The sequence below is a fragment of the Limnohabitans sp. genome, from assembly GCF_031539105.1.
GTDB lineage: Bacteria > Pseudomonadota > Gammaproteobacteria > Burkholderiales > Burkholderiaceae_C > Limnohabitans.
Window position 1 is genome coordinate 129,059 of sequence record NZ_JAVKLM010000022.1, and the last position, 25,368, is coordinate 154,426.

Sequence of the window (25,368 nt, forward strand, 5' to 3'; positions counted from 1 at the left end):
ACCATCGTGGAATTTTTCAAAATCCGTAAAGACATCCCGTTCATGAAGCACGCGGTGGCATTCAATGCCATCTCGTTCATCACGTTTGTGGCGGCGGTGTTCTTTCTGTTTAGCCGTGGCTTGCACCTGTCGGTCGAGTTCACGGGCGGCACGCTGATGGAAGTCAGTTACAGCCAACCCGCCGACCTCAACGCCGTGCGCGACCAAATTGCCAAGCTCGGCTTCTCCGATGTGCAAGTGCAAAACTTTGGTACCGCACGCGATGTGATGATTCGCATGCCTGCGGTCAAAGGCCAAAGCTCTGCCCAGCAAAGCGAGCAAGTGCTGACCGCACTCAAGGCGACGGACGCCAATGTGCAGCTGCGCCGCACCGAGTTTGTGGGCCCGCAGGTGGGCGACGAGCTGGCGGTGGACGGCCTGAAGGCCTTGGCCTTTGTGGTGGTGGGCATCATGATTTATTTGGCCATGCGCTTCGAGTGGAAGTTTGCTGTGGCTGCCATCATTGCGAACTTGCATGACGTGGTGATCATCTTGGGCTTCTTCGCGTTCTTCCAATGGGAGTTCTCGTTGCCCGTCTTGGCTGCGGTGCTCGCGGTGCTGGGCTACTCGGTGAACGAATCGGTGGTCATTTTTGACCGTATCCGCGAAAACTTCCGACGTTTTCGCAAGATGGACACGGTCGAGATCATCGACAACGCCATCACCTCCACCATCAGCCGCACCATCATCACCCACGGCTGCACGCAGCTCATGGTGTTGTCCATGCTGTTGTTCGGTGGTGCCACGCTGCACTACTTTGCGTTGGCGCTGACGATTGGCATTTGTTTTGGCATTTACTCATCTGTGTTCGTGGCCGCCGCCATTGCCATGTGGTTGGGCATTCGCCGTGAAGACTTGATCAAGCACCACGCCAACAAAGTGGCGGGCGATCCCGATGACGAGAACTCGGGTGCTGTGGTTTAAGCCGTTAAAGCTTCAGCTCTTGCCCTAAAGAAAAAGCCGGTTTGCGAACCGGCTTTTTTACGCCCATGTGGCAGTCGGTCGTGTATCAGCCTTTAGTTTTGTCTTGCAGGTGACTGAAAGACGGGTTTACCCCTTTGCAGTCGGCGCTTTCGATGATTAGCATGTGCGTCCTAGACAGACGGACACTCACTGAGGCTACAGGTTTGACACGCAACGACTTCATTTTAGAAACCAAGCAGCTCACACGCGAATTCAAAGGCTTCATCGCTGTTGACGGGGTGGATTTGCAAATCAAGCGCGGCTCTATCCACGCCTTGATTGGCCCCAACGGCGCTGGCAAAACAACGGTATTCAATTTACTGACCAAGTTTTTGCCTGTGAGTTCGGGCCAGATTTTCTACAACGGCCAAGACATCACCGCGCTCAAAGCCGCCGAGGTGGCACGCATGGGCATGGTGCGTTCGTTCCAAATTTCTGCCGTTTTCCCGCATCTCAGCGTCTTAGAAAACGTGCGCATCGGCTTGCAGCGCAAGCTTGGCACCAGCTTTCATTTTTGGAAATCTGAAGACAGTCTCAACAGCTTGAATGAGCAAGCCATGCACTTGTTAGAGCAGGTGGACTTGGCCAGTTTTGCCCAAACGCAAACCGTTGAGCTGCCTTATGGTCGCAAGCGTGCGCTGGAGATTGCCACCACCTTAGCACTCGATCCCGAGCTGATGCTCTTGGACGAGCCCACCCAAGGTATGGGCCACGAAGATGTGGGCCGTGTGGTGGATTTGATTCGCAAAGTCTCGGCCAACCGCACGGTGCTGATGGTGGAGCACAACATGAACGTGATTGCCGATTTGTCCGACACCATCACCGTGTTGGCGCGTGGTTCCGTCTTGGCTGAAGGCCCTTACGCCCAAGTGTCCAAAGACCCACGCGTGCTGGAAGCCTATGTGGGCACCACCGAGGAGGCCGCATGAGCACGCCTCTTTTGAAGGTCGCCAACCTGGACTCTTGGTACGGCGAATCACACATCTTGCACGGTGTAAATTTTGAAATTCATGAAGGCGAGTTGGTCACTTTGCTGGGTCGCAATGGTGCCGGCCGCTCGACCACCATCAAGTCCATCTTGGGTTTGACGGGGCGTCGCACAGGCTCGGTGCAGATCGATGGCGCAGAAACGATTGGCATGCAGACCAACCAAATTGCGCGCTTAGGCCTGGGCTATTGCCCCGAAGAGCGCGGTATTTTTTCGACGCTGAGCTGCGAAGAAAACCTCATGCTGCCCCCCAAGGTGGGCCCCGGTGGCATGTCGGTGGAAGAAATTTACGAGATGTTTCCCAACCTCAAAGAGCGTCGCCACAGTCAGGGCACGCGTTTGTCGGGTGGCGAGCAACAAATGTTGGCCATGGCACGCATTCTGCGCTCGGGTGCGCGCATTTTGTTGTTAGATGAAATCACCGAAGGTCTTGCGCCCGTGATTGTGCAAACACTGGGCCGCGTGATTCGCCAACTCAAAGCCAAGGGCTTGACCATTATTTTGGTTGAACAAAACTTCCGCTTTGCCGCACCGCTGGCAGACCGGCACTACGTGATGGAGCATGGCCAGATCGTGGCCACAGTTCACAAGAATGAGCTCGATAACAAAGCACAAATGCTGAACGAGTATCTGGGCGTGTAAGCCCTTTTTTAACAGGAGCAAACTATGAAGCGTACTTTCGTGACCTCAGCCATTGCAGCAGCAACGGCCGTCTTTTTGGCAGGCGTATCCACCAGCGCAATGGCTCAGGGCAAATTGTCCGGCGATAGCGTGAAGATTGGTGTGTTGACCGATATGTCCGGCGTGTACGCTGACTACGGCGGCCCCGGTGCTGTGGCGGCTGCCAAGATGGCGGTGAAAGACTTCGGCGGCAAGATGTTTGGCAAGCCCATTGAGGTGGTCAACGCTGACCACCAAAACAAGCCCGACATCGCCAAGAACGTCACCCAGCAGTGGTTTGATCGCGACGGTGTGGACATGACCGTGGAGAACCTGAACTCAGCCGTGGCATTGACCGTGCAGGCTTTGGGTAAAGAGAAAAACAAAATCACGATCGTGACGGGCGCGGCAACTGCACGTATGACGAACGAAGACTGTGCACCAGGCACAGGCGTTCATTACTTGATGGACACCATTGCGTTGAGCAGCGTGGTGGGCAAAGCCATTGTGAAAGACGGCGGCGACAGCTGGTTCTTCTTGACTGCTGACTACGCCTTTGGCCATTCTCTTGAAAAAGACACGGGTGATGTGGTGAAGGCTGCAGGCGGCACGGTGAAGGGCGCTGTGCGTCACCCACTGTCGACCGGTGACTTCTCTTCCTTCTTGCTGCAAGCTCAAAGCTCAGGCGCCAAAGTGGTGGGCTTGGCCAACGCGGGTGGCGACACCGTGAACAGCATCAAGGCTGCGGCTGAATTTGGTTTGACCAAGAAGCAAAACTTGGCAGCCTTGTTGATGTTGATCACCGACGTGCACGCCATTGGCTTGAACACTGCACAAGGTTTGTACTTGACCGAAGGTTGGTACTGGGATCTGAACCCCGAAACACGTGCTTGGTCGCAAAAGTACGAGGCCGAGATGAAGAAAAAGCCCAACTCCAACCACGCCTCTGTGTACTCATCCACCATGCATTACTTGAAGGCGGTTCAAGCTGCAGGCACGGACGACACTGCGGCTGTGATGAAGAAAATGCAAGACACCCCCATCAACGACATGTTTGCTAAGAACGGCAAGCTGCGCCCTGACGGCCGCATGGTGCACGACATGTACTTGTTCCAAGTCAAGAAGCCTTCTGAGTCCAAGGGCGCATGGGACTACTACAACTTGAAGGGCACCATCAAGGGCGAAGAGGCATTCCAGCCTTTGGCTCAAAGCCGTTGCCCCGCATTCGCTAAAAAGTAATGTGCTGACACGACGGACCGCATGTGCGGTCCGTCTTATTGAACCGGATTTATGACTGAAATTTTTGGCGTACCCATACAAGCATTGATGGGGCAACTCATGCTTGGTTTGGTGAATGGCTCTTTTTATGCCATCTTGTCTTTGGGGCTGGCCGTGATTTTCGGCATGCTCAACATCGTCAACTTTGCGCATGGTGCGCTTTATATGGCGGGCGCTTTCTTTGCGTGGATGCTGCTGAACTATGCAGGCATCAATTACTGGATGGCTTTGGTCATTGCGCCGATTGGCGTGGGGCTGATTGGCGTGTTCATTGAAAAAACCATGCTGCGCTGGTTGCATCAACTTGACCATTTGTATGGCTTGTTGCTCACCTTCGGCTTGGCGCTGATTTTGGAAGGTATCTTCCGTGAGTTTTATGGCTCATCGGGCTTGCCCTACGAGTTGCCCGAGGTGTTCCGTGGCGTGTTTGACTTGGGCTTCATGATGTTGCCCAAGTACCGCGTGTGGGTCATTGTGGTGTCTATCGTGCTGTGTTTTGCCACATGGTTTGTGATTGAAAAAACCAAGCTCGGCGCCTATTTGCGTGCGGGCACCGAAAACCCCAACATGGTCAAAGCCTTTGGCATCAATGTGCCTTTGATGGTCACACTCACTTATGCGTTTGGTGTGGGTTTGGCTGGTTTGGCGGGCGTGATGGCCGCGCCGATTTACCAAGTGAGCCCGTTGATGGGCTCCAACATCATCATCGTGGTGTTTGCGGTGGTGGTGATTGGTGGCATGGGCTCAATCTTGGGCGCCATCATCACAGGCTTGGCCTTGGGCCTGGTTGAAGGCTTGACCAAAGTGTTTTTTGCAGAAGCATCGACCACGGTGGTGTTTGTCATTATGGCGATTGTGTTGTTGATCCGGCCAGCAGGCTTGTTCGGGCGGGAGAAGTGATGAGCAAACGTTTGATTTACGGCAGCCTTTTGCTCGCCCTGTTCGCGGCGCCTTTCGTGGGCTACCCCATGTTCTTGATGAAGGTGCTGTGCTTTGGCTTGTTTGCCTGCGCCTTCAATTTGTTGATTGGCTTCACAGGCTTGCTGTCGTTCGGCCACGCCATGTTTTTTGGTTTCGCCGCCTATGTGTCGGGACACGCCGCCAAGGTGTGGGGTTTAACGCCTGAGGTGGCGGTGCTGTCTGGCACATTGGCTGCCGCTTGCATTGGCTTGTTCACAGGTTGGTTGGCGGTACGTCGACAAGGCATTTACTTTGCGATGGTCACCTTGGCTTTGGCGCAAATGATTTACTTCATCTGCGTGCAGTCGCCCTTCACCTATGCCGAAGACGGCATTCAAAGCATCCCACGCGGCAAGCTGTTCGGCGTGTTGGACATGAGCAGTGACACCACGATGTATTACATGGTGCTCGCCATCTTTGTGGCGGCCTTTGCCTTGATTTACCGCGTGGTGCATTCACCGTTTGGCCAAGTGTTGAAGTCCATTCGTGAGAACGAGCAGCGCGCTTTGTCATTGGGCTACAACGTTGACCACTACAAACTGGTGGCCTTTGTGTTGTCAGCCGCCTTGGCTGGTTTGGCGGGTGCCACCAAAGCGATTGCCTTTGGCTTGGCCACGCTCACCGACGTGGGCTGGCAAATGTCGGGAGAGGTGGTGTTGATGACCTTGCTGGGTGGCATGGGCACATTGATTGGCCCTGCTGTGGGCGCCGCCGTCATCATCACGATGGAGAACTATTTGGCCAGCTTGGGCTCGTGGGTCACCATCATCATGGGCTGCACATTTGTCACGTGCGTGCTGGTCTTCCGTCGTGGCATCGTCGGTGAGATTGAGCACCGCTTTGGCCGCAAGGGCTAAGCCTTAAAGATGTTCAGTGTGCGACGCGGTCTGCGTCGTCGCACAGTTCATCCAACACCAGTGCATCGGGCTCTAAGCCGATGCTCCAGTAAACCATCAGCACGATGATTTTCAGGTCGTCCAAGTGGATGGGGTTGCCGGGAATGGCCATGGCGCGGTCCAGCACGATCTCGCGCATGTGAGGTGACAGAACATCGGCAGATTCAAGGAAGTTGATGAAGCCCAAACACGCAGCACCCAAGTGATCTTGCTCGGCGACGGAGTACACGCGCATGCTGTGGGCAGATTCGGTGTGGTGTTCGCGCGCGGCTTGGCTGATGTCGATCAGCTCGGTTTTGTGAGACGCCAAATTGAGCTCGTCGAGCCACGACAAAGCTTGTTGAATATCTTCTAGTTCAAAACCAGCAGCGTTGAGTTTGCGGCCTAGCTGCTCTAGCTCAGGACACGCATCGCCTCGCCAATAGTTTTCATAGACGAATACGAGCACTTCAAACATGAGTCCAATATACATGTTTTTTATGTCGCAACGTGTCACAGATATGGGTGTTGTCCCTTATCAAGCCTTTGCCAATCGTTGAAACAAACCGCCGGGCAAACGGCCTACCGCACCGTCAAGCTCTAGCGTGAGCAGCTGCGCTTGCAGCGTTGCGGTGTCTAGCCCGCAACGGGCTTGCAAGGCATCCAAGCTGACGGGGGTAAAGCCCATGTGGGTGAGGAGTGGATGCTCGTCGCTGTGCGAGCACGCATCTTCTTCGATGTCCAAAGCGTCAGCAAATAAGTTGACCTGTTGTTGGGGCGCGAGCTGCAATTCTTCCAACACGTCTTGTGCGTTTTCGACCAACTTCGCACCTTGGCGAATCAAGGCATGGCAACCGTGCGATTGGGTGGCATGGATTGAGCCTGGAATGGCCAACACTTCGCGGTTCAAATCCAGTGCCATCTTGGCCGTGATGAGCGAGCCCGATTTCAAGGCAGCCTCCACCACCAAGGTGCCCAAGCCCAACGCTGCAATGAGACGGTTGCGTTTGGGAAAGTGGTGCGCCAGTGGTGCGGTACCCAAGTGGTATTCGCTCATCAACAAGCCATGCAGCGCAATGTGACCCGCCAATGTTTGGTGTTGGCGCGGGTACACGCGGTCAAGGCCTGTGCCGACCACGGCCACTGTGTGCCAATAATCGCTCGCCGTGCCACCACGCAACGCCCCTTTGTGCGCCGCACCATCCACACCCAAAGCCAAGCCAGACACCACGCACAAGCCTGCGGCACTCAGTGCTTCACCAAACTGCTCCGCTGTTTGTGCGCCTTGCGGCGTGGGGTTGCGGCTGCCGACGATGGCCACCGCGTTGCCCAAGGTGCGTTCGGTTTGGCCGGCTACATAAACCATCAACGGGGGGTCTGCCAGCTGCAGCAGCGCGGGCGGGTAGTGCGCGTCGCCCAGCGTCCATAGCGCGTGGCTGTGGGTGTCGGGCTGGTGCATCAGCCACTGGTGGGTGCGCACGCATTGCACGGCCAATTCATTGGGTACATTCAGCAGGGCTTGCGCTTGTGGAGGTGTTACCAACTGACGCAGCGCGGCTTCGGTTTGTTCAAACACCGCTTGGGGGCTGCCAAAGCAACCCAGCAGTCGGCGGGCTGCGTCGTTGCCCACGCCGTCTGTCATGCTCAAGCGCAGCCATGCGCGTAATTCGTTTTTGTCCATCTGCACCTCCTGTGGAATGTGAAATTGATTGTCCAAACGGGTGCCGGAAATAGGTGCGGCCAAAGATCGAAAACTTCAAAAGCGGAGACAATAAAGCCATGCCCAAGTTAGACATCCTCCGATTCCCCGACCCCAAACTCCAAACCGTCGCTAAGCCTGTCAAAGACATTGACGCGCGCATCAAGACCCTGATTGCCGACATGCTGGAAACCATGTACGACGCCAACGGCATCGGCCTGGCTGCCACGCAAGTGAACGTGCACGAGCGCTTGGTCGTGATTGATACCTCTGAAGAGCGCGACGCGCCACTGGTTCTCATCAATCCTGAAATCACTTGGATGGGTGACGAACGCGTCAAAGGTGACGAAGGTTGTTTGTCAGTGCCCGGTATTTACGACGGCGTCGAACGTGCCACGCATGTGAAGGTCAAGGCCCTCGACGAGCACGGCAAAGAACGCACCATCGAAGCCGAAGGCTTGTTGGCCGTGTGTATTCAACACGAGCTAGACCACCTGCTGGGCAAAGTGTTTGTCGAATACCTCTCGCCCTTGAAGCGCAACCGCATCAAAACCAAAATGCTCAAAGCCTTGCGTGACGACGAATAAGGCGCTGATATGAGCCAGCCTTTACGCGTTATCTTCGCCGGCACGCCCGAATTTGCCGCCGAGGCTTTGGCCAAAATTTTGGCCGCAGGCCACACGGTGCCCTTGGTGTTGACCCAGCCCGACCGCCCCGCTGGTCGCGGCATGAAACTGCAAGCCTCTGCTGTGAAGCAGCTGGCTGTGCAACACAACATTTCCGTGGCGCAACCTTTGAGCCTGCGCTTAGACGGCAAATACCCAGACGATGCGGCTGCTGCGCAAGCGGCGATTGCCGAAGCCAAAGCTGATGTGATGGTGGTGGCTGCTTACGGCCTCATCCTGCCGCAGTGGACGCTGGATGCGCCACGTCTGGGCTGCCTGAACATTCATGCATCGCTGTTGCCACGCTGGCGAGGTGCTGCGCCCATTCATCGTGCCATTGAGGCGGGAGATGCACAAACCGGCGTGGTCATCATGCAAATGGACGCGGGCCTTGACACGGGCGACATGCTGCTGACCGACACGCTTGACATTGCCGCTGGCGACACCACCGCGAGCCTGCACGGCCGCTTGGCCGACATGGGCGGCGCATTGGTGGTGCGCGCTTTGGCGGACGCACAAGCAGGCAAGTTGCAGGCTGTGAAACAGCCAGAAGCTGGCATTACCTACGCCCACAAAATTGAAAAAGCAGAAGCCGCGGTGGACTGGCAGCAATCGGCCGAGGTGATTGGCCGACGCGTGCGTGCGTTCAATCCATTCCCCGCTGCATCAGCACAGTTAGGCGCAGACGTCATCAAGCTGTGGCGAGCCACGGTGGAAAACACTTCGCACAACAAAGCAGCGGGTGCTGTGCTGAGTGCCGATGAGCACGGCGTGCGTGTGGCCTGTGGGCAAGGCGTGTTGTGTGTGACCGAGCTGCAACGCGCAGGCGGCAAGCGCCTGAACGCTGCCGACTTTTTGCGTGGCTTCCCCCTCATCGCTGGCCAATGCTTTGAGCCACACACCGCTCATAAAGCTGACTGATGTTTTGGCAACGCAAGCTTTACCAACACCCTGAGTTCAAACTCGGCATGCGCGACCTCGCCCCGCAAGCCTTCGGGCAAATTGCATGGGCGCTCATGACCGGCGTGGCTTTGGTCAAATCAGGCATGAGTGTGTTTGAGGCCGTTTTCATGACGCTGCTGGTGTACGCCGGTAGCTCGCAGTTGGCGGCTACGCCGCTCATCGTGGCAGGTGCGCCTGCTTGGGTGGTGCTGGCCGCCGGCTTTTGTGTGAACTTGCGCTTTGTGGTGTTTAGCTTGCACATGCGCGGCTACCTCATGCACCTGCCGCGGTTGCCGCGCATCGTGACGGGCTACTTCACGACTGACCCTACTTATGTGTTGTTCACGCGTCGCTTTGCTCACCCTGCGCACACCGACGAAGACCGCCTCACGCAAGAAGCCTATTTAGCCGGTTTGAGTTTTGCTAACTGGAGCAGCTGGATGTCGTGCAGCTTGTTAGGCATTGCCCTAGCGAATGCTATTCCTACCTCGTGGGGCTTGGGCTTTGCGGGCATCTTGTGTTTGTTGGGCATTCAGTGCTCGCTGGCTAGCTCGCGCTTGCGTGTCTTGTCTGCCATCGTCGCAGGCATGGTGGCGGTGCTGGCTTACGCCTTGCCTTTGAAGCTCAACATCGTGCTGGCCATCCTCATGGCAGTGTTCGCGTGCTTGATGGTGGAGCAGTTCAAGGCTCTGAAAGAGAGGCCTGCATGAGCAGCTCTGATTTGAACGTGACCGACGCATGGACCCTCTGGGTCATTGTGGGCTTGGCCATCATCACGGGGGTCACGCGCAGCTTTTTCTTTTTGAGCAACAGCGAATGGCACTTACCACATTGGGCGCAACGCGGTTTGCAATACGCACCCATCGCCGCACTCTCAGCGGTGGTGGTGCCAGAAATTGTGATGAGCCAAGGCCAGCTCATTGCCACTTGGCAAGATGCCCGCATCTTCGCTGCTGCGGTGGGCGTGGCAGTTTACTTTGCCAAGCGCGATGTGCTGCTGACCATCGTGTTGGGCATGGCTGTGTATCTGCCTTTGCACTTGGGACTGGGCTGGTAAGTCACGCGTGCTGCGTGGCTTAGGAACGTTTGTTAGCTGCGCACAAACAAAGTCACCAGCTCGTCAGAGCCCACTTGGCGGCTCCAATGGCCGTGCACCTTGGCATCAAACGTGGCGCCTGCGGGCAACACATCGGCCGAATAAAAGTGCTCGCCCGGGCCAAAAATGCGTGATGTACCGTCTTGTAAAAAGATTTCCATCTGTCCTTCCAACACAAACAACCACTGCGGGTTGTCGGTGCAATGAAAGTCGCTGCGAAACCCGACAGGGCTGCGGCGCAGCTGCATGCCGCCGCTGGGCATGAGAGGTGACAAGCGCGCTTGTGGCTTGCCTTCGGACAGGGCGACTGTTTCCTCGCGGAAGCGGGCGAAACCGTCGGCGTCGGTGAAGAGGATGACTTGGTTGAATGTGCTCATAGGATGTACTTTAGCCTGACTGCAGGCAAGCACGGCTTACGCACACGAGACAACTCAGCCCTAAACGTGCCTTGCGTTTGTTCACAATCAAGTTTTTTCACAGGAGCACCCCATGAGCAAAGTAGCAGTCGTCACAGGCGCAAGTTCCGGCATTGGCAAAGCGTGTGCTTTGGCTTTATTGGCCGATGGCTGGCAGGTGGTGTTGGTCGGACGTCGCGCTGACGCACTGGAAGCTACTGCGCAAGTCGCAGGCGCACATGCGGGCAATGCGTGGGCGGTGTCCTGCGATGTGAGCCAAGAGGAGTCGGTGGCTCAGTTGTTTGAGGGCGTGCGTGCCAAATATGGCCGTGTAGATTTGCTGTTCAACAACGCGGGCATCTTTTTGCCTGCTAGCACGCCTGGTGATTTGTCGGGAGCCGATTGGCGTCGTTCGGTGGACGTGAATTTCAACGGTGCGTTTTATTGTTTGTCTCACGCATTCAAGCTCATGCAAACCCAAAGCCCACAGGGCGGGCGCATCATCAACAACGGGTCAATTTCGGCGCACGCGCCCCGCCCTGGCTCGATTGCGTACACGGCCACCAAACATGCCATCACCGGCATGACCAAAGCGGCTTCGCTGGATGGCCGCGCGTTTGACATTGCGGTGGGGCAGATTGACATTGGCAACGTGGCCAGCGACATGACCGAGAAGTTTGCCGCTGGTGCTGTGCAAGCCGACGGCAGCGTGAAGCCCGAAGCCCGCATGGACATGCAAGGCGTGGTCGACAGCTTCATGGCGATGGCGCGCTTGCCTTTGACAGCCAATGTGTTGTTCATGACAGTGATGGCGACCAAGATGCCGTTTGTGGGGCGCGGTTAATTGAACTTTTAGAATAGCGGTAATTTTTTACTCTCACCGCTTACATCCATGAACGTCATTCGCTTCTCTGATTTGTGCGCCAACGGCTCGGCCAAAGGCAAACGTGTTTTCATCCGCGCCGACCTGAACGTGCCGCAAGACGATGATGGCCAGATCACCGAAGACACGCGCATCCGCGCAAGCGTGCCTGCCATTCGCATGGCGCTCGAAGTGGGTGCGGCTGTGATGGTCACATCGCACTTGGGCCGTCCCACCGAAGGCGAATTCAAGCCCGAAGACTCATTGGCGCCTGTGGCTGAGCGTTTGAGCGAGTTGCTGGGCTGCCGCGTGCCGCTGGTTTCTAATTGGGTAGATGGCGTGGCGGTTGAGCCAGGGCAAGTGGTGCTTCTGGAAAACTGCCGCCTGAACAAGGGTGAGAAAAAGAACAACGACGAATTGGCACGCAAGCTGGGCGCGTTGTGCGACATTTTTGTGCACGACGCCTTTGGCACCTCGCACCGCGCCGAAGGCACGACCTACGGCATCGCGCAATACGCGCCCGTGGCCTGTGCTGGCCCCTTGTTGGCTGCTGAGATTGACGCTATTACCAAAGCCTTGGCCAACCCCAAACGCCCACTGGCTGCCATTGTGGCGGGCAGCAAGGTGTCCACCAAGCTGACCATCCTCAAGAGCTTGGCCAACAACGTAGACCAGCTCATCGTGGGCGGCGGCATTGCTAACACTTTCATGCTGGCCGCGGGTCTGAACATTGGCAAGAGCTTGGCCGAGCACGACTTGGTGAATGAGGCCAAAGCCGTGATCGAGATCATGAAAGCACGCGGGGCCGAAGTGCCCATCCCCACCGATGTGGTGACCGCCAAAACCTTTGCCGCTGACGCGGTGGCCACTGTGAAGAAGGCCACTGACGTGGCCGATGACGACATGATTTTGGACATCGGCCCAGAGACCGCCGCCAAGCTAGCCGCGCAGCTGATGAAGGCCGGCACGATTGTGTGGAATGGCCCTGTCGGCGTGTTTGAATTCGCAGCGTTTGAGAACGGCACCAAAACCATCGCGCACGCCATTGCCGAATCCAGTGCCTTCAGCATTGCAGGCGGCGGTGATACTTTGGCGGCCATTGCCAAGTACGGCATTGAAAAACAAGTGGGCTACATCTCTACTGGCGGTGGCGCTTTCTTAGAGGTGCTGGAAGGCAAGACCTTGCCCGCGTTTGAGATTTTGACCAAGCGCGCTGCGGGTTAATTTACCAAGCACAAGCAAACGAAAACAACTGTCGGCTCATGCTGTCTTGACTGATAGGTTTCCATCCTTCAGCCACGGGTAGCGCTTTGATGGCGGGCCCGTTGCCCATTTTGTTGGGGTGGCTGGTGGCGCTGAGGGTTTTGTATTTGCCTTCGGTGCAGTCGTAGTCAATATAGGACTTGACCGACTGCTGGCCCGTTTTGTCTGGGCTTTGCAGGTCGTACACCACCCATACGCGGCGGTTGTAGCCCATCTTCACAATGGCGCTGGAGTCGATATAAACCGTGGCCACTTCGTTGCGTGTGACGGTTACCCACATGGCGTGTGACGCCGTAGATGCCATGGTCAGCAAAAACAAAACAACGAATTTCATGGGCATGAAGCGTACAAGAAAAAGCCCCGCAAATTCGTCAGAACTTGCAGGGCTTTGAGAGGGCTGGCAAAAATCAACGGGTGATTAAGCGGCTTTCATCGCGCGAGGGCTGGTGACTTTGCCGTCATACGTGGTCCAGCTGTCGGTCTTAAAGTCATACAGCTTGCAGTCGCGGGCGGTTTGCACATACCAGCGCCAAGAGAAGGGCTGGACGATGATGCGTTCTGGCAGCAGCTCTTCGAGTTTGCTTTGCGCTTGCTTCAGCTTGTACAGAGGAATGCTCATGTCCAAGTGGTGCGCCGTGTGCTCCATGATGTGGTGCATCAGCGCGCCAATGTTGAACGGAAAGGTCAGGTGCACTGTGGTGGACACAAAAGGCGAAGCCTTTGACCAGCCAGTGCGCTCTTCGTGCCAAGACACGTCCACATGGGTGTGGTGCACGTACACCACGAAACCAATCATGGTGACCCAGAAGAAGAATGGCAAAGCAACACCCATCAGCAAGATGTAACCAATGGTTTGTTCAGTGGCAATCGCAGCCCACACCATAGCGGCCACCCAAGCGGCGCCAAAGGCGCTGATGAGCAAGCAGTCTTTGATGAAGATGGGGCGGCGCGTGGGCATGTGCTTTTCTGTTGGGAACACCATCTTGTTCCACCAGATTTCGATCATGTAATACAGGCCAGGTGCCCAGCCACTGCGGTAGATGCGGTCTTTGAGTTTTTCACCCGTGCTCAAGGCTGCGTACTCTTCGGGGGTGTAAGGCGCCCATACGAAGTCGAAGTTTTTGAGGTTGGTGTAGCCATGGTGCACCACGTTGTGGCCGATATCCCACAAGCTGAAGGCGGTCAACGAGGGCAAGAAGGCAATGCGGCCCAACCACTTGTTGAGGTTGCGGTGCGGTGTGAGGCTTTGGTGGCAAGCGTCGTGGCCCAAGATAAACAAGCGGCCAATGACAAAGCCAGCAGCGCAGCCGCTCAAGAGCTTGGCCCACCAAGCATCGAAATACACGGTGCCGGCCAAGAGGGCAGCCCACAGCACGTAGTCAATGACAAGCATCACAATGGCGAGCGCGGTGGTGCGCTCAGCCAAAGGAATCAGCCACTCGCGCATGACTTTGCGGTGTGGCATGGGTTCGCCGGGAAGGATAGGTTGAATATGTGTGGTCATAGGTGACGAATCTTAGGTGAGCGGTTTTGATGCGCACTGATTTGCATCAATTAGTAGAACGATTATCGCCGTTTCAGCGCCAAACAGGTGTTTACCCGTCCAGCGACAAAGGACTTCAAGGCATAAATGAGACATAAAGAACGCACAAATCATGGGCCCACCGGTCCTGAGCGACTTAGATTCAGGCGTTAAGCGTGCCAGAATGAAGCAAACAAAAACACACACAGGAGATACACCATGGCCCGTCACGCCACCAAAATTGTTGCCACTTTAGGTCCCGCTTCTAGCGACCCCGCATTGCTTGAGGCCATGATTCGTGCCGGCGTGAACGTGGTACGCCTCAATTTCAGCCATGGCAAAGCCCAGGACCACATCGACCGCGCCCGACTCGTGCGCGAAGCCGCCGCACGTGCGGGTCGCGAAGTGGCCATCATGGCTGACTTGCAAGGCCCCAAGATTCGCGTGGGCAAGTTTGTGGACGGCAAGGTCATGCTGGAGAACGGGGCCAAGTTTGTGCTGGACGCCTCGCGCACCGAACTCGGCGATTTGCAAGGCGTGGGCTTGGATTACAAAGAACTGCCCCGCGATGTGAAGCCCGGCGACTTGCTGTTGCTCAACGACGGTTTGATTGTGTTGACGGTTGAGGCCGTGCGTGGCGAGCAAGTGCACACCACCGTCAAAGTCGGCGGCGAGCTGTCCAACAACAAAGGCATTAACAAGCAAGGCGGCGGCTTGACCGCACCCGCGCTGACCGCCAAAGACATGGACGACATCAAAACCGCGATGAGCTTCCAAGCCGATTACCTTGCGGTGAGTTTTCCTAAAAACGCCACGGACATGGAAATGGCAAGGCAGTTGGCCAACGTGGCTGGCGCTGAGTACAAACACAAGCCGGGCCTGATTGCCAAGATCGAACGCGCAGAAGCCATCCCGCTGTTGGACGAAATCTTGCGGGCCAGCGACGGCATCATGGTGGCGCGTGGCGACTTGGCTGTGGAGGTGGGCAACGCTGCGGTGCCCGCGTTGCAAAAACGCATGATCAAGCTGGCGCGTCAGCACGACAAAGTAGTGATCACCGCGACTCAAATGATGGAAAGCATGATCACCAACCCCGTGCCCACCCGCGCCGAGGTGAGTGACGTGGCCAACGCCGTGATTGATGGCACAGACGCTGTCATGCTCAGCGCTGAAACTGCTGCAGGCAAATACCCACTGGAAACCGTGGAAGAAATGTCCAAAATTTGCGAGGCCGCTGAGGCCGCTGAAGACGTGGAACTGGACGCCGATTTCAAAGGCCAAACTTTCACCCGCATTGACCAAACCATTGCCATGGGCGCCTTGTTCACAGCGCACCATTTGGGCGCCAAAGCCATCGTGGCCTTGACCGAGTCGGGCTCCACCGCGCTGTGGATGAGCCGCCACCGCATTCATATTCCCATTTACGCCGTGACTACCAAAGTGGCGTCGCAGCGACGCATGGCGCTATTTCGCAATGTGCGCGCTTTGCTGATGGACACCAGCGCCGACCGCGATACCGCCTTGGCCCAAGCTGAAGCGCACCTGAAACTGCGCGGCATTGTGGACACGGGCGATGTGTACGCCATCACCTGTGGTGATCCGATGGGTACGCCTGGCGGCACCAACATGCTGCGCATTTGCGAAGTTCGCTAAAGGGCCTCCCCCCACCCAAGCATTGAGATGCACAGCTGATGGGCTTTCATGCCTGTCAGTTGGGCACGAAGCTGCCGCCTTTAAAATTGCCAGCAGTTACATCAGTTTTTAATTTTTGAGGATTCCCCATGGCACTCGTATCGATGCGCGAACTTCTGGACCATGCTGCAGAGCACGGTTACGGCATTCCAGCTTTCAACGTCAACAACTTGGAACAAGTGCAAGCCGTGATGATGGCTGCCGACGCCGTGGGCGCACCTGTCATCTTGCAAGCCAGCGCTGGCGCACGCAAATACGCGGGCGAGCCTTTCATCAAGCATTTGATTCAAGCCGCCACCGAAGCCTACCCACACATTCCTTTGGTCATGCACCAAGACCATGGCACATCGCCCAAGATTTGCCAAGGCGCGATTGACCTCGGCTTTGGCTCCGTCATGATGGACGGCTCGTTGATGGAAGACGGCAAAACACCTTCCAGCTTTGAGTACAACGTGCAAGTTACCCAACAAGTGGTGGCCATGGCGCACAAAGTGGGCGTGTCGGTTGAGGGCGAATTGGGTTGCTTGGGCAATTTGGAAACGGGCGAAGCCGGTGAAGAAGACGGCATTGGCGCCGTGGGCAAACTCGACCACAGCCAAATGTTGACCGACCCAGAAGAAGCCGCCCTGTTTGTGAAAGCCACACAGCTCGATGCCTTGGCCATCGCCATCGGCACCAGCCACGGCGCATACAAGTTCACACGCGAGCCCACCGGCGACATCTTGGCCATCAGCCGTGTCAAAGAAATTCACGCGCGCATTCCCAACACTCACTTGGTCATGCACGGCTCAAGCAGCGTCCCGCAAGACCTGTTGGCCATCATCAACCAATATGGCGGTCAGATGAAGCAGACGTTTGGTGTGCCCGTGTCTGAAATTCAAGAAGCCATCAAGCACGGTGTGCGCAAGGTCAACATCGACACCGACATCCGCTTGGCCATGACGGCGGCGGCTCGCAAGTTCATGTTTGAGAACCCAGAAAAGTTCGATGCCCGCGAATGGCTCAAGCCTGCCCGCGAAGCCGCGATGAACATCTGCAAACAACGCTATTTGGAATTCGGTTGCGAAGGTCAAGGCAGCAAAATCAAGGGCGACAGCCTCTCTGTGGTGGCGGCCAAGTACGCCAAGGGCGAACTCGCTCAGTTGGTGAAGTAATACATGTCAGCTCTGCACACCTCTGCGCTCACTTCTTTGCCTTTGCTCGCACGCGGCAAAGTGCGCGACAACTACGCCGTGGGCGATGACCGCATTTTGATGGTGGCTTCAGACCGCATCAGCGCGTTTGATGTCATCATGGGCGAAGCCATTCCGGGCAAGGGCGAACTGCTCACCCAAATGGCTTTGTTTTGGTTTGGCAAGCTCGGCCACATTTGCCCCAACCACCTGACAGGCGAAGCGCCTGAGAGCGTGGTGAGCGCCGATGAAGTGGCCCAAGTCACAGGCCGCTCCATGTTGGTCAAGCGCTTGAAGCCCATCCCCGTGGAAGCGGTGGTGCGTGGTTATTTGGCCGGCAGTGGTTGGCAGGAATACCAAGAAAACCAAGCCGTGTGCGGTGTCAAGCTGTCCAAAGGTTTGAAGAACGCTAGCAAATTGCCAGAGCCCATCTTCACGCCTGCCGCCAAAGCGGCGGTGGGTGACCACGACGAGAACATCACTTACGAACAAGTGGTGGAGATGATCGGCGGCGGTTTGGCCGAGAAAATCAAAACCGTCAGCATCGCCTTGTACGAAACCGCGCGCGACGTGGCGGCAGCCAAAGGCATCATCATTGCGGACACCAAGTTTGAATTTGGTTTGGATGCCAATAATGACCTCGTGTTGATGGACGAGGTGCTCACGCCCGATTCATCTCGCTACTGGCCAGCGGACAGTTACGCACAGAGTTTCAAAGATGGTGTGAACCCACCGAGCTACGACAAGCAGTTCTTGCGCGATTGGCTGGAAACGGCTCAGGTGCAAGGCAAGCCTTGGAGCAAATCACCCCCCGCGCCGCATTTGCCGCAAGAGGTAATTGCCCAAACCGCCGCCAAGTACCAAGAGGCTTGGGATCGGTTGAAGGACTGAGACCTTAGTTCAGCGCCATGCTGAGCTTGCGGCGGTAGCGAGAAATCATCTCCAACATGGGGTCTTCTTGCACCGCGGCTTTGCCAGTTAACTCGATGCCGCCTGCGGATTTGCCGAAGGCGGCATCGTCCGTTTTGGGCTTGGGGGGCGTCATCAACTCCAAGATGGACACATAGGTTTTGCGCGCCACATCGTTGCTCCACGTTTTGTCGCGCATGATGATTTCTAACAGCTCGTCCATCGCGGCTTCAAACAGTTCAGCGGCTATCAGTACGCGGGCTTTGGCCAAGCGGGTGTCGAAGTCGCGTTTGTTTTGGGCGATGGCGGCCTCGAACTGCTCAAACGTCCAAGTGGCACGCTCGTCGGTGGACACAAACACCAACGCTTGCAGCCAGTAGTTGAGCGCATCAAAACGCAGTTGCAACGGTATTTCCGTGAGCTTGGGCGTCAATGCTGCTTGCGCTTCTTCTAGTTCGCCCACAGAAATCAGCAGCTTGACCAAGTTGTAACGGGTTTCGTCGTCAGCCGTGTTGAGGCTCAAAGCCTCTTGCAGCTTGGCGATGGCGGCACTGGCATCACCCGCGTTGATGAGTTGCTCGGCTTCTTGGGCATCGGCTTGTGCAGCTATTTCGTTGTCCGATGGCAAATGCTTGTCTAAGAACTCGCGCACTTTGCCTTCGGGTAATGCGCCCATAAAACCGTCCACAGGACGGCCGCCGATGAGCAAGATGCAGGTGGGTAGGCTTTTGACGCCAAACGCACCGGCCAGCTGCTGTTCGGTGTCTGCGTTGACCTTGACCAGCTTGAAGCGGCCTGCGTAGTCGGCTTCCAGCTTTTCGAGCACGGGACCGAGTGATTTGCAGGGCGCGCACCAGTCGGCCCAGAAGTCCACCAACACAGGGGTGGTTTGTGAGGCAGCAATCACATCGGCCTCGAAATTTTCCATCGTCACATCAATCATGGGGGTCCCGTCTTAAAATTCGTTTTTGCTCACACACAGCCTTCATCATGACCCAGTGCCTCGTCGGTGTCGTCATGGGTTCCAATTCTGATTGGGACACCATGCAACATGCAGCTCAGATTCTCCAAGAATTTGATGTCTCTTTTGAAACCCGCGTCGTTTCAGCCCACCGCATGCCGGATGACATGTTTGCCTACGCCGAAAGCGCCCAAGGCCGTGGCTTGCGCGCCATCATCGCAGGTGCGGGAGGCGCTGCCCACTTGCCCGGCATGATCGCGGCCAAAACCATCGTGCCCGTGCTAGGCGTGCCTGTGGCCAGCAAGCATTTGCAAGGCGTGGATTCCTTGCACAGCATTGTGCAAATGCCCAAAGGCATTCCGGTGGCCACCTTTGCCATTGGCAATGCAGGTGCTGCGAATGCGGCTTTGTTTGCAGTGGCTTTGCTGGCATCGACTGACCCGGTGTTGGCCGAAAAGCTGCAAGCCTTCCGCGTGGCGCAAACCGAAGTGGCACGCCATATGACGCTGCCACCTGTATGAGCGTTACTTTGAAACCCTTGCTGCCCGGCTCCACCTTGGGTGTGTTGGGCGGTGGCCAGTTGGGCCGTATGTGGGCGCACACCGCGCAACGCATGGGCTACAACACCGCGGTGCTCGACCCCGATGCACAAAGCCCCGCAGGCTTGGTGAGCCACCACCACATCCACACCGATTACTTAGACCCCGAAGGCTTGAAACAACTCGCCGCTGTGTGCCAAGCAGTGACCACCGAGTTTGAGAACGTGCCCGCCGACGCCCTGGCGCAACTCGCTGCCACGCTGCCTGTGTCACCCGCCGAATCAGCTGTGGCTGTGGCGCAAGACCGTGCGCGTGAGAAAGCCCATTTTGTGAAATGCGGCGTGCCTGTGGCGCCGCACGCGGTGATCGACACCGCTGCGCAACTCGCGGCTGTGAACGACGACTTGCTGCCCGGCATTTTGAAAACCTCTCGCATGGGCTATGACGGCAAAGGCCAGTTGCGCGTGACCACGCGTGACGCGCTCAACACCGGTTGGACCCAGCTCGGAAGCGTGCCTTGCGTGTTGGAAAAAATGTTGCCCTTGGCCAGCGAATGCTCGGTCATCGTGGCGCGTGGCCGCGATGGCGCGATGGTGAACTTGCCCGTGCAATTGAACTTGCACCGCAACGGCATCTTGGCGGTGACAGAAGTGTTTGCGGGCAATGTGCCTGAGGGATTGGCCCACCAAGCCATCACCGCGGCCAAAGCCGTGGCGCAAGAGCTGAACTATGTGGGCGTGTTGTGCGTGGAGTTTTTTGTGTTGGCCGATCACTCGCTGGTCGTCAACGAAATCGCCCCTCGCCCCCACAACAGCGGCCACTACAGCCAAGACGCGTGCGACGTGTCGCAGTTCGAACTGCAAGTGCGCACCATGGCCGATCTGCCTTTGACGCAACCGCGCCAGCACAGCCCTGCCGTCATGTTGAACCTGCTTGGCGATTTGTGGTTCGCCAAACAATTGGGTTCTGATCCCCGTTCTTCTGACCCCAGCTCATCACAAGTTGAACCCGCTTGGCATGACGTGTTGGCCTTGCCCGGCACGCATTTGCATCTGTACGGCAAGCGCGAAGCACGTGTGGGCCGCAAGATGGGGCACCTCAACATCACAGCCGCTACCCCAGAGGCTGCGCGTGGCGTGGCGTTAAAAGCGGCGGCTATTCTTGGCATCGCCCCGTTTTAACGGCGACGCATTTGCCCCATGATTCTTGACGGTCAGTCTCCTCCATCCATCGCTGCTGCGGCGCAAGCTTTGCAGCGTGGCGAATTGTTGGGCTTGCCCACCGAAACGGTTTATGGCTTGGCCGCCGACGCAAGCAACGATGCTGCCGTAGTTAAAATTTTTGCAGCCAAAGGTCGTCCCGCCAACCATCCGCTCATCGTGCATGTGGCCAGCGCACAAGGCGTGCAGCGCTTTGCCAGCCATGTGCCCGAGTTCGCTCAAAAGCTGATGGAAGCGTTTTGGCCCGGCCCCTTGACGCTCATCTTGCCGCGTCGAGTCGAGGTTGCCGCTGTGGCTGCAGGTGGTCAAAACTCGGTGGGCTTGCGTTGCCCCTCGCACCCCGTGGCGCTCGCCGTGCTGCAAGGTGCCCAAGCCTTGGGCGTGTTTGGTGTGGCTGCACCCAGTGCCAATTTGTTTGGCCGTGTGAGCCCCACCACCGCCGCACATGTGGCGGGTGAGTTTGGCCCCGAGCTGCTCATCCTCGACGGTGGCGCATGCGATGTGGGCATCGAGTCCACCATCATTGACTGCACCCGCGCAGCGCCTGTGCTGCTGCGCCCGGGTGTGATTACGCCTCAGCAGTTGAGCGATGCGTGCGGTTTGGCCGTGATCACACCCAACGTGCCTGATGCGGATGCGCCGCGTGCATCGGGCACCTTGGCGTCGCATTACGCGCCAGCTGCCAAAGTGCAGTTGATGACGGCTGCTGAGTTGCAAAACGCCATCAGTGCCTATTCAAATGCAAACGCCAAAACTTGTGAAGGGGGGGCTGCTTCGGTTCCTGCCGCTGGCGCTCACATCGTTGCCATCTGGTCGCGCAGCCCTGTGCTGCTGCCCTCAAGCAACGCCGCTAACTTCAACGTGGCGCTCATGCCGTCTTCGGCAAGTGACTGCGCCCACCAACTTTTCGCCCAGCTGCGAGCCTTCGACAGGCAAGGCGTTGCACACATTTGGGTCGAAGCGCCACCCCTTACTTCTGCATGGGATGGCGTGCGAGACCGCTTAACGCGGGCCGCCACGCCAACTCGTTAAACTAACGCGGTACTCAAAGAGAGCCTGTGATGAACCCAATTTTTAGCCGAACCCTCAAAGCCTTGTGCACCGTGTCGCTTGTCGCCCTGCTTTCTGCCTGCGGAGCAAGCAGCACAGTGGAGCCGTTCAAGCCGACGCGAGTGATTGGTTTGGGCGATGGCTTTAACGATGCCGCAGCCACGGTTCGCGAAACCGGAAGCACCACAGGTACCGTGGTTGGACAGATGGCAGCTTATTTTGGTCAATCGAATATTGTCAGCAAGGCTAGCGCTGGTGCCCAAGTTACTAATTTGGCCGCGCAGATCGATGCTGTTGTTAGTAGCGATGGTGGTTTTTCTTCGGGTGACTTGGTCGTAATTACTGTTGGTACCTTTGATGTCAAAGCCGTTACAAATGCCAGCACAGCAGTTACAAATGCCAACGCAGCAGCCCAGGCCTTGGTCACCCAAGTGCAGCGCTTAAAGACCGCTGGCGTTAAGCATATTTTGATCATGCCGGTGTTAGAGGTGTCTAGAACACCATGGGGTCGTGCCAACAGCTTTGATCCAACTGCAACGCCTGCAGCGACGCCGTCTGTGAGTTGGACGAGCACTTTCAACGAAGCTGTTTTGTTGGCTTTGAACACAGCGTTCGGTGGTCAAACTCCTAATACGGTGATTTATGCCAACGCATCAGGCGTGAATTCGTTGTTCTTGACGGCCACATCTCTCGCAACATTTAGTCCATTTACAGATACTGGTTTTAACGGGACAACCTACACCACGCCAGCGTGCGGTGTTTCGACGCTTGTCTCGAACACCGCGTTTGCAACTGCTAGGGGTTGTGATTCTGGTGCTGTCGGAGTTAATACAAATTACACCACCATGCTCTTTGCCGACGGCATTCACCTCACACCCGCAGGCAACCGCTGGGTTGCCAGCTACTTGTACAACGCCACGGCCCAAGGCTGGCGTTAATTCAGCGCTGATGCCTTGCGCCCAAAGCGCAAGCGCATCGCCAAAATACTGGCAGCCAACACCAGTGTGATGATGTTGGCAATCACCACGGGCCAGGCTTCAATCAGCAAGCCGTAGGCCAACCACAGCGCAACGCCAAGCGTGAACGCGCTGTACATCCCCAACGAAATACCACTCACGTCGCGGGTCTTGAAGGTCAGCCACGCTTGCGGCACAAAGCTCGCGGTGGTCAGGCTGGCAGCGGCGTAGCCTATCCATTCGGTGTAGTTCATGGCTGTTTCCCTGCCCAGTCAATCATGGCGTCTAGCGCAGGGCGAGCCGCATTGGCATTGGCGTGGTGCAAGATGGCCACCACCACCAAACGCTTGCCGCTGGCGGTGTCTACAAAGCCGGCCACGCCCGCCACGTCACGTAAGCTGCCGGTTTTTAAGTGCGCACTGGCTTGTGCTTTGCTGCGTTTCATCGTGCCGTCTAGGCCGGTCACGGGCAGCGAGCTCATCAGTTCAGACATGTTGGGCGAGGCCCATGCCACTTGCAGCAAACGCGCCAAGGCTTGCGCGCTGATGCGCTCTTCACGGCTCAGGCCCGAGCCGTTGTCAAAGGTGGGCACTTCGCCGCCCACGCGTTCGCGCCACCAGCGCTGCATCACCTCGCGTGAGGCGTCAAAGCTGCCCACACCGCGTTGTTGTTGGCTGAGGGTGAGGAACAGCTGTTGCGCCATCACGTTGTTACTGAACTTGTTGATGTCGCGAATGGTCTCAGCCAAGGTAGCCGATTCGACGTTGAAGATGGGCTGCAAGTGGGTGGGAACGCTGCCATCGCGCACTTGTCCAATGAGTTGGCCACCGAGCTGCTGCCACATGCCGGTGATGGCGCGTGGCGCAAATTGCTGGGGCGCGGCATAGGCGATGGGCCACATTTTTTCGCCGCACACAGCGGGGAAGTTGCCGGCAAATTTGATGCGTGTGGGGTCGCTCCAGTCGGCGCGAAGTGCGCCGCGGTAGTCATTGCAATCGCCATTGCTCAGCGGCACGGCTGTGGGGAATTGCACGCCAGCCAAGGGTGGCTCGATTTGCACGCGTGCCAAGTTGGCAGCGCGGTCGGGCACAAACTGAATGAGCAGCGATTTGAAGTTGAGCAGCAGCGCATCAGGCGCGGCGTTGTAGGGGCGCAGGGGCTCGCCATCAAAGCTGGCGGCGTCACGTGCGGGCACGTCAAACGCGCTGCGGTCCAGCACGATGTCGCCCTGAATTTTTTGAATGCCCAAACCCTGAATGCGGCGCATCAACAGCCACAAGCGCTCGACACCCAAACGCGGGTCACCGCTGCCTCTGATGTAGACGTTGCCTTGCAGTACGCCGTCGCGCACAGGGCCGTCCACATACACGGGCGTGCGCCACACAAAGGCGGGGCCCAGCGTGTCGAGCGCGGCGGTGGTCGTGGCCAACTTCATCAACGAGGCTGGGTTCACGCGCACTTGGGCTTGGTGGCTGAGGCGCGGTGTGCTGCCCGTGTGGGTGTCGACCACCATCACGTGGAAGTTTTCAGACGGCACTTTGGCGCGTTGCAGCGCGGCTTGCACCTCAGCGGGCAGCTGGCCGATGTCGCCCTCCGTGTGCTTGGGCGGATCGGTGCGCACGGCCTTTGAGCTGGGTGCAGCTTGAGCGGGCAAGGCTGTGGCGCAGATCATGGTAAACAGCGAGGCAAAGGCTAAGGCAAGTGCCAAACACAAGCGCACAAAGCCCCATCGTGAGAGGCGGCCGCTTGATGTGAGTCGATGCAAAGAGGGCAAGTGCAGAGGAGTCATGCGCAAATTATCACGGCTGGGATAATCAGTGGATGCACACCAACCAGTGGCTGGCTTTAGAGACCAGCACCGACACCCTTTCTCTTGCGGTCGCTCGCGGCACGCAGACGTGGACGCACACCAGCGCAGGCGGCGCGCTCACGTCCACGCACATGATTCCGCAAACCCTGGCGCTCTTGAAAGAGGCCGGTTTGGCGTTGACTGATTTGCAAGCTGTTGTGTTTGGCCGTGGGCCAGGTGCATTCACAGGCTTGCGCACAGCGTGCTCGGTGGCTCAGGGTTTGGCCTTTGGCGCTGACTTATCAGTGCTTCCGATTGACACTTTGTTAGCGGTGGCCGAAGAGGCGCGCGCGGCGCGTGTTGCAAATGGTTCGGCAAAAGGTGCGATGTCTGTGATGCGCGTGCTAGCCGTGATGGACGCGCGCATGGAGCAGGTGTATGCGGCGGCGTATGAGTTCAAGCCAAACGTCGGCGGTGCATCAATCAGCGTCGACGAAACAAATCAGATGCCAGGCGTATGGCGTTGCGTGCAAGAGCCCGAGTTGCATAGCCCTGAAGCGCTGCATTGGCCTGCCGATTGGACGCAAGAAAGCTTCATTGCAGCTGGCAACGCATGGCCCGTATATCCAGGCCGTTGGCCCGCTGCGTTGACAGCGCCGCAAGTGATGGCCTTGCCCACTGCCGTCGCATTGCTGCGCTTGGCTCCCGTCGCTTGGGAGGCTGGCGAAGCTGTGCCACCCGAAGAGGCCCTGCCTCTTTACATCCGCGACAAAGTGGCCCAAACCACCGATGAGCGCATGCAAATCAAAGCGCAACAAGCGGAGCTGATTGCACAAGCCGCTACGCCGACAATCACGCCCTAACTTTTCTCTG

General features: G+C 57.2%; 28 protein-coding genes. 20 read left to right on the plus strand and 8 right to left on the minus strand.

The window, feature by feature from the left end; all coding sequences use genetic code 11:
* The first annotated feature begins 6 nt into the window (after positions 1–6).
* From secF to RMR24_RS06410, 6 genes are all read left to right on the plus strand, one after another.
* On the plus strand, positions 7–963 hold the full coding sequence (secF, locus tag RMR24_RS06385) for a protein translocase subunit SecF (RefSeq protein WP_310614245.1): 957 nt from the start codon (positions 7–9) through the stop codon (positions 961–963).
* A 203-nt stretch (positions 964–1,166) separates the two neighbouring features.
* Complete coding sequence (locus RMR24_RS06390) at positions 1,167–1,931, plus strand: ABC transporter ATP-binding protein (protein WP_310614246.1); 765 nt, start codon at positions 1,167–1,169, stop codon at positions 1,929–1,931.
* Entirely contained in the window at positions 1,928–2,632 is a 705-nt protein-coding gene (locus RMR24_RS06395) for an ABC transporter ATP-binding protein (protein ID WP_310614247.1), read from the plus strand. Before RMR24_RS06390 ends, RMR24_RS06395 begins: the two co-directional genes overlap by 4 nt.
* 24 nt (positions 2,633–2,656) lie before the next feature.
* Positions 2,657–3,889 (plus strand): ABC transporter substrate-binding protein, encoded by a 1,233-nt coding sequence (locus RMR24_RS06400; RefSeq protein ID WP_310614248.1) that lies wholly within the window; start codon positions 2,657–2,659, stop codon positions 3,887–3,889.
* 51 nt (positions 3,890–3,940) lie between these two features.
* Positions 3,941–4,828, plus strand: a complete 888-nt coding sequence (locus tag RMR24_RS06405; RefSeq protein WP_310614249.1) for a branched-chain amino acid ABC transporter permease — start codon at positions 3,941–3,943, stop codon at positions 4,826–4,828.
* Positions 4,828–5,745, plus strand: coding sequence for a branched-chain amino acid ABC transporter permease (locus RMR24_RS06410; RefSeq protein ID WP_310614250.1), 918 nt, complete (start codon positions 4,828–4,830; stop codon positions 5,743–5,745). The genes RMR24_RS06405 and RMR24_RS06410 overlap by 1 nt, the downstream gene beginning before the upstream one ends.
* A 13-nt stretch (positions 5,746–5,758) precedes the next feature.
* On the opposite strand, the gene RMR24_RS06415 is transcribed toward RMR24_RS06410, so the two are convergent.
* Complete coding sequence (locus RMR24_RS06415; protein WP_310614251.1) at positions 5,759–6,241, minus strand: DUF494 domain-containing protein; 483 nt, start codon at positions 6,239–6,241, stop codon at positions 5,759–5,761.
* Between the two features lie 60 nt (positions 6,242–6,301).
* The gene (gene dprA, locus RMR24_RS06420; RefSeq protein WP_310614252.1) at positions 6,302–7,444 is read right to left on the minus strand and encodes a DNA-processing protein DprA; all 1,143 of its coding nucleotides are present in this window, start codon (positions 7,442–7,444) and stop codon (positions 6,302–6,304) included.
* A gap of 98 nt (positions 7,445–7,542) precedes the next feature.
* On the opposite strand from dprA, the gene def reads away from it, so the two are divergent.
* From def to RMR24_RS06440, 4 genes are read left to right on the plus strand one after another with little or no spacing between them, the layout of a single operon-like run.
* Positions 7,543–8,049, plus strand: coding sequence for a peptide deformylase (gene def / locus RMR24_RS06425; RefSeq protein WP_310614253.1), 507 nt, complete (start codon positions 7,543–7,545; stop codon positions 8,047–8,049).
* 9 nt (positions 8,050–8,058) lie between these two features.
* Complete coding sequence (gene fmt, locus RMR24_RS06430; RefSeq protein ID WP_310614254.1) at positions 8,059–9,048, plus strand: methionyl-tRNA formyltransferase; 990 nt, start codon at positions 8,059–8,061, stop codon at positions 9,046–9,048.
* A complete protein-coding gene (locus RMR24_RS06435) occupies positions 9,048–9,779 on the plus strand; it encodes an AzlC family ABC transporter permease (RefSeq protein WP_310614255.1) in 732 nt (243 codons plus the stop codon). The genes fmt and RMR24_RS06435 overlap by 1 nt, the downstream gene beginning before the upstream one ends.
* Positions 9,776–10,126, plus strand: a complete 351-nt coding sequence (locus RMR24_RS06440) for an AzlD domain-containing protein (protein ID WP_310614256.1) — start codon at positions 9,776–9,778, stop codon at positions 10,124–10,126. The genes RMR24_RS06435 and RMR24_RS06440 overlap by 4 nt, the downstream gene beginning before the upstream one ends.
* Before the next feature lie 32 nt (positions 10,127–10,158).
* On the opposite strand, the gene RMR24_RS06445 is transcribed toward RMR24_RS06440, so the two are convergent.
* Positions 10,159–10,542: a hypothetical protein gene (locus RMR24_RS06445; RefSeq protein WP_310614257.1), complete on the minus strand. Its 384-nt coding sequence runs from the start codon at positions 10,540–10,542 to the stop codon at positions 10,159–10,161.
* A gap of 112 nt (positions 10,543–10,654) precedes the next feature.
* On the opposite strand from RMR24_RS06445, the gene RMR24_RS06450 reads away from it, so the two are divergent.
* Entirely contained in the window at positions 10,655–11,404 is a 750-nt protein-coding gene (locus RMR24_RS06450; protein WP_310614258.1) for an SDR family oxidoreductase, read from the plus strand.
* A gap of 48 nt (positions 11,405–11,452) precedes the next feature.
* Complete coding sequence (locus RMR24_RS06455) at positions 11,453–12,646, plus strand: phosphoglycerate kinase (protein ID WP_310614259.1); 1,194 nt, start codon at positions 11,453–11,455, stop codon at positions 12,644–12,646.
* A 1-nt stretch (position 12,647) separates the two neighbouring features.
* Here the strand turns inward: RMR24_RS06455 and RMR24_RS06460 are convergent, their stop codons facing one another.
* Together RMR24_RS06460 and RMR24_RS06465 are read right to left on the minus strand one after the other, a co-directional pair.
* Positions 12,648–13,019, minus strand: a complete 372-nt coding sequence (locus RMR24_RS06460; protein ID WP_310614260.1) for a surface-adhesin E family protein — start codon at positions 13,017–13,019, stop codon at positions 12,648–12,650.
* An 84-nt stretch (positions 13,020–13,103) separates the two neighbouring features.
* Positions 13,104–14,189, minus strand: a complete 1,086-nt coding sequence (locus RMR24_RS06465) for a fatty acid desaturase (protein ID WP_310614261.1) — start codon at positions 14,187–14,189, stop codon at positions 13,104–13,106.
* A 237-nt stretch (positions 14,190–14,426) separates the two neighbouring features.
* On the opposite strand from RMR24_RS06465, the gene pyk reads away from it, so the two are divergent.
* From pyk to RMR24_RS06480, 3 genes are all read left to right on the plus strand, one after another.
* On the plus strand, positions 14,427–15,860 hold the full coding sequence (gene pyk, locus RMR24_RS06470) for a pyruvate kinase (protein WP_310614262.1): 1,434 nt from the start codon (positions 14,427–14,429) through the stop codon (positions 15,858–15,860).
* 128 nt (positions 15,861–15,988) lie between these two features.
* On the plus strand, positions 15,989–17,053 hold the full coding sequence (gene fba / locus RMR24_RS06475) for a class II fructose-bisphosphate aldolase (protein WP_310614263.1): 1,065 nt from the start codon (positions 15,989–15,991) through the stop codon (positions 17,051–17,053).
* A 3-nt stretch (positions 17,054–17,056) separates the two neighbouring features.
* Positions 17,057–17,962 (plus strand): phosphoribosylaminoimidazolesuccinocarboxamide synthase, encoded by a 906-nt coding sequence (locus tag RMR24_RS06480; RefSeq protein ID WP_310614264.1) that lies wholly within the window; start codon positions 17,057–17,059, stop codon positions 17,960–17,962.
* A gap of 4 nt (positions 17,963–17,966) precedes the next feature.
* Here RMR24_RS06480 and RMR24_RS06485 read toward each other — a convergent pair whose 3' ends face one another.
* Positions 17,967–18,923 carry a tetratricopeptide repeat protein gene (locus RMR24_RS06485; protein ID WP_310614265.1) on the minus strand — a complete coding sequence of 319 codons (957 nt, stop codon included), beginning with the start codon at positions 18,921–18,923 and terminating at the stop codon, positions 17,967–17,969.
* 47 nt (positions 18,924–18,970) lie between these two features.
* Between RMR24_RS06485 and purE the strand changes: the two genes are divergently transcribed.
* The 4 genes from purE to RMR24_RS06505 are packed head-to-tail and all read left to right on the plus strand — an operon-like array spanning position 18,971 to position 22,688.
* Positions 18,971–19,462: a 5-(carboxyamino)imidazole ribonucleotide mutase gene (gene purE / locus RMR24_RS06490; protein ID WP_310614266.1), complete on the plus strand. Its 492-nt coding sequence runs from the start codon at positions 18,971–18,973 to the stop codon at positions 19,460–19,462.
* Complete coding sequence (locus RMR24_RS06495) at positions 19,459–20,661, plus strand: 5-(carboxyamino)imidazole ribonucleotide synthase (protein ID WP_310614267.1); 1,203 nt, start codon at positions 19,459–19,461, stop codon at positions 20,659–20,661. Before purE ends, RMR24_RS06495 begins: the two co-directional genes overlap by 4 nt.
* Positions 20,662–20,679: 18 nt before the next feature.
* Positions 20,680–21,732, plus strand: coding sequence for an L-threonylcarbamoyladenylate synthase (locus RMR24_RS06500; protein ID WP_310614268.1), 1,053 nt, complete (start codon positions 20,680–20,682; stop codon positions 21,730–21,732).
* Positions 21,733–21,761: 29 nt separating this feature from the next.
* Positions 21,762–22,688, plus strand: a complete 927-nt coding sequence (locus tag RMR24_RS06505; protein WP_310614269.1) for an SGNH/GDSL hydrolase family protein — start codon at positions 21,762–21,764, stop codon at positions 22,686–22,688.
* On the opposite strand, the gene RMR24_RS06510 is transcribed toward RMR24_RS06505, so the two are convergent.
* Positions 22,685–22,960, minus strand: coding sequence for a SemiSWEET transporter (locus RMR24_RS06510; RefSeq protein ID WP_310614270.1), 276 nt, complete (start codon positions 22,958–22,960; stop codon positions 22,685–22,687). The genes RMR24_RS06505 and RMR24_RS06510 overlap by 4 nt on opposite strands.
* Positions 22,957–24,495 carry a D-alanyl-D-alanine carboxypeptidase/D-alanyl-D-alanine-endopeptidase gene (gene dacB, locus RMR24_RS06515; protein WP_310614271.1) on the minus strand — a complete coding sequence of 513 codons (1,539 nt, stop codon included), beginning with the start codon at positions 24,493–24,495 and terminating at the stop codon, positions 22,957–22,959. Before dacB ends, RMR24_RS06510 begins: the two co-directional genes overlap by 4 nt.
* A 32-nt stretch (positions 24,496–24,527) precedes the next feature.
* Here dacB and tsaB point away from each other — a divergent pair, with 32 nt between their 5' ends.
* Positions 24,528–25,358 carry a tRNA (adenosine(37)-N6)-threonylcarbamoyltransferase complex dimerization subunit type 1 TsaB gene (gene tsaB, locus RMR24_RS06520; RefSeq protein WP_310614272.1) on the plus strand — a complete coding sequence of 277 codons (831 nt, stop codon included), beginning with the start codon at positions 24,528–24,530 and terminating at the stop codon, positions 25,356–25,358.
* Positions 25,359–25,368 lie beyond the last annotated feature (10 nt).